The organism is Kushneria indalinina DSM 14324 (assembly GCF_003385845.1).
GTDB classification, from domain to species: domain Bacteria; phylum Pseudomonadota; class Gammaproteobacteria; order Pseudomonadales; family Halomonadaceae; genus Kushneria; species Kushneria indalinina.
In genome coordinates this window covers 1-3411 of the sequence record NZ_QRDJ01000001.1, presented here as the reverse complement: position 1 = coordinate 3411, position 3411 = coordinate 1, and the positions used below count along the sequence as shown (strand labels likewise).

Here is a 3411-nt window from a genome sequence, read left to right as displayed (position 1 = left end):
CGGCACCCCGGAAAACACAAGCCCCCGGCCCTGATTAACCGGGGTTGATACCGACAATCACCCGATAAATAAAATGACGGCAGTATTGACACAAAGGGCAGGATCAACGATAATACAGGGGTGGTCAGCGAGGGGCTGGCAGCCACCATCAAAGAGGATTGCAGGATGAGCGAAAACGTATTGATAGGTGTTGTCTTTGGCTTATTCTTTTATATTGCTTTTTGCTTGTATTGGTTTGGGGCTGAGGACGGCATATTTCCAATCCTGATTGGTGTTTTTGCTGCCATTGGGATTGCCTACTGGCTTCATGGCTATATTCGAGTTGAAAGTGAGAGGCTTGAAGAAACGTATCAGGAATCAGGAGGGTGCGTTAAAGCCAGATTCGATGCCTATTTTGAAGAAAATTCAAAAGCCATGACCTATGCCGATATGGATGAAATTCATAGTTTTTGCGAGCAAAGAGCTGCAACTGCAAACAAAGGGATAGATAACGATGAATAAAGGAACGGTTGATCGGATTGCCAGCGGGTTTCCGGGAATGATCAAGGCCGCGGCCATTTACTTCTCGGCATGGCTGGCAATGACGCTTATTGTCGCAGTATCGATTATTTATTTTAACTTCGCGCATGGGGCCAGGCCCGTAACAGCGGATGACCTGACTATGGTTTTGGTCATTTCCATGATGGCGAGCATGATGGTTGGCATGGTAATCATCGTTTCCTGGTCAATTTACGCCTCATTAAAAGAGCGCTTCGCCCGCTATAAGGAGCAATAAAATGGACAATGAACGCTTTAAACGGCTGGAAAGCATTGCCATCCATGCTCCGCCGGCACCCGAATCCTTTGAGCTGTCGCCTGATGAAATTGAACCACTGCCCGATTCGCTGGCGTCCTTCATCTATTGCCGCGACCGTCACCCGGATCTGCCTGATGATGAGGTGGTGCAAAAGGCGCTTTCGAAGTGGAGGGCTCGCTACGAAGATGGTCTGTATATAGACTATTTTTTGCCCGGCACCGCGAGTGAAGAGCAGGCCAAGCTTGTCGCCGTTTTTTGGAAAGAATACACAGATCGTGAAGAGGAGTATCAGCTGGAAATTGATCAGCGCGAAAAAGAGCGATCGACTGTCAGTGCCCGTAATGCGGCGCGGCGGCAGGCTCGCTGGTCGATTGTCTATGCTTGGATGCTAATTGAAGAGCTGAGCGTTCATGATGTAGTTCTAAAGGGTTATTTTCCTGATTAACGCTGTTACCTGCCTTCCTGCCAAGGCGGGAAAATGGCAGGTGTTTTTTTGCCTAATAAGATGACGGCAGTATTGACAATAAAGGTGGGATGACCGATAATACAGGGGTGGTCAGCGAGGGGCTGGCCACCGGGCACCAGCGGCGGCAACCGCGCCCGAAAACCAAGGTAAGAGAGGAATTCCCAATGTTGGCAAGCAACTTTTCAAACCGCGCTCGCACCCTGCAGTCCACAACTCCGCTGAGCAATGATCAGATCCAGCGCGTCGCGCCCAGCATCTTTGCAGGAGCTGCGCATGAAAGCCGCTCCGATCGATATGCCTATATCCCCACCATCGACGTTCTGGAGGCATTGAGGGGCGAAGGTTTCGAGCCATTCTTTGCCTGCCAGACCGCTACTCGCAAGGAGGGTCGCCAGGAGCATACAAAGCACATGCTGCGCCTGCGTCACGCCAGCCAGATCGTCGGTAAGGAGGTCAATGAAATCATCCTCCTCAACAGCCATGACGGCACCAGCAGCTACCAGATGCTCGCCGGGTGTTTCCGCTTCGTCTGTGCCAACGGCATGGTCATTGGCGATACCGCTGGTGATGTTCGCGTGCGCCATACTGGCGAGGCGACAGGCGAGGTTATCGAAGGCGCTTACGAAGTGCTCAATCACATGGCGGCAGTGGATGAGCAACGCGAGTCGATGAAGTCTGTACAGCTGAAGCCATCCGAGCAGCGCGCGCTGGCCAGTGCTGCCCTGTCATACCGCTGGGAAGACAAACCGGCGCCAGTGACTGAGGATGCCATCCTCATGCCGCGACGTTCGGAAGATCGCGGTGCCGATCTCTGGTCAACCTTCAATCGCGTGCAGGAAAACATGCTGCGCGGCGGCCTTCGCGGCCGCAATCAGAAGGGTCGTCCTACACGCACCCGCGAAATGAAGGGGATCGATTCCAGCGTTCGCATGAACCGCGCCCTTTGGGTGCTGAGCGAGCAGCTGCGCGAGGCGGTCAGCTAAAACCATGGCCGGGCGATGATCGCCCGGCCTCTTTGCAGTCGATTTATTGCCCGAGGAGGGTGTTATGGAGTTACCAGGGCTTCCACTACTCGCAGTTGTGGTTATCGCGCTTATCTTTTTGAAGCTCAAGAGTGGCGGGAAATTTTCAGGATCAGGCGGCAAAACCCGCGCAATGCGAACAATGTCAAAAGGCGGCGCATACGTGCAAAAGGCTCGCTTCATGAGCCCGCCCGAAGCGCGTTTTTTTCAGAAACTCCAAAAGGAGTTTGGGCAGGACTACCTGATCTTCAGCCAGGTCCGCCTGGTTGATGTCGTCGTTCCCAACACCAAGCGTTATGCCTCCGGTGGGGCTGAATATCTGTCGCTGTTTCGCCAGATATCGCAATGGCATGTTGACTTTGTGATTGTCTGCAAAAAAAGCTATCAGGTTGTCCGGGCTTATGAGCTTGATGACAAGACGCATAACCGCCCGGATCGCCAGCGCAGAGACAAGATATATAACAGCGTCATGCTGGATGCGGGCGTGGATTTTTATCGGGTCAACAGTGAAACCTTTGAGGGCTTCAGGGCGAAGGATTCAAAGAAAACATCAGCCGCATAAGCTACTCAGGGGTTGTTGAAAATGAAAGCGATCACGCTCGTTATCCCAATCATTCTTTTAGCCAGTACAGGTATTGCCAACGCCATGCAGAGCGTTGATGCTGCCAGCATTGCTGAATCCGTCACCTCTGCTGGGCAGCGTACTGAAATGCAGCCACAGGCCGCCGACATGGGCAGTCTGCCGCCTTTCCCCACAGCCAAATATATCGCGGAAAAATCGAGCCGGTATGACCCGAGTGTCCAGTGCCTGAAAGCAGTCGAGAAGAACGGCACCGCTTTCCTGCAGGAGCGCAGCTCCGGTAATTGGGTGACGCAAAATCCCATGCGGATTGATGGCCAGATCGTTCAATGCGACGGTCAGGGACATTACCAGCTGGGCCAGTATCAGCTGTCATCGGGCGAGGCCGCGATGTTGTTTGAATGGTGGCGTAATCAGCTGTAATTCAATCTGGTCAGGGTTTCTGGCCCCAACGGGCTCTACTCGCTACGCTCCCCGGGCCACGCCAACCCCCGCGTGTCCCGGCCTTCGGTGACGATCCCTGGGCTCCTCCGTCGCTGCGCTCCTG

6 protein-coding genes are annotated in these 3411 nt (G+C 53.6%); all 6 read left to right on the top strand.

Features of this window, described 5'->3' with window-relative positions:
* Positions 1-165: 165 nt before the first annotated feature.
* Positions 166-501 carry a hypothetical protein gene (locus C8D72_RS00030; protein WP_147301478.1) on the top strand — a complete coding sequence of 112 codons (336 nt, stop codon included), beginning with the start codon at positions 166-168 and terminating at the stop codon, positions 499-501.
* Positions 494-775, top strand: coding sequence for a hypothetical protein (locus tag C8D72_RS00025; RefSeq protein WP_147301477.1), 282 nt, complete (start codon positions 494-496; stop codon positions 773-775). Before C8D72_RS00030 ends, C8D72_RS00025 begins: the two co-directional genes overlap by 8 nt.
* Position 776: 1 nt before the next feature.
* Entirely contained in the window at positions 777-1241 is a 465-nt protein-coding gene (locus C8D72_RS00020) for a hypothetical protein (protein WP_115852393.1), read from the top strand.
* Between the two features lie 89 nt (positions 1242-1330).
* On the top strand, positions 1331-2245 hold the full coding sequence (locus C8D72_RS00015; protein ID WP_425453223.1) for a DUF932 domain-containing protein: 915 nt from the start codon (positions 1331-1333) through the stop codon (positions 2243-2245).
* A 64-nt stretch (positions 2246-2309) separates the two neighbouring features.
* Positions 2310-2846: a DUF2726 domain-containing protein gene (locus C8D72_RS00010; protein WP_115852391.1), complete on the top strand. Its 537-nt coding sequence runs from the start codon at positions 2310-2312 to the stop codon at positions 2844-2846.
* A gap of 21 nt (positions 2847-2867) precedes the next feature.
* Positions 2868-3287: a hypothetical protein gene (locus tag C8D72_RS00005; protein ID WP_115852390.1), complete on the top strand. Its 420-nt coding sequence runs from the start codon at positions 2868-2870 to the stop codon at positions 3285-3287.
* Positions 3288-3411: the final 124 nt, after the last annotated feature.

Coding starts and splice junctions, on each gene's coding strand:
- C8D72_RS00030 (WP_147301478.1), top strand. CDS start 166: ATGAGCGAAAACGTATTGATAGGTGTTGTCTTTGGCTTATTCTTTTAT.
- C8D72_RS00025 (WP_147301477.1), top strand. CDS start 494: ATGAATAAAGGAACGGTTGATCGGATTGCCAGCGGGTTTCCGGGAATG.
- C8D72_RS00020 (WP_115852393.1), top strand. CDS start 777: ATGGACAATGAACGCTTTAAACGGCTGGAAAGCATTGCCATCCATGCT.
- C8D72_RS00015 (WP_425453223.1), top strand. CDS start 1,331: ATGACCGATAATACAGGGGTGGTCAGCGAGGGGCTGGCCACCGGGCAC.
- C8D72_RS00010 (WP_115852391.1), top strand. CDS start 2,310: ATGGAGTTACCAGGGCTTCCACTACTCGCAGTTGTGGTTATCGCGCTT.
- C8D72_RS00005 (WP_115852390.1), top strand. CDS start 2,868: ATGAAAGCGATCACGCTCGTTATCCCAATCATTCTTTTAGCCAGTACA.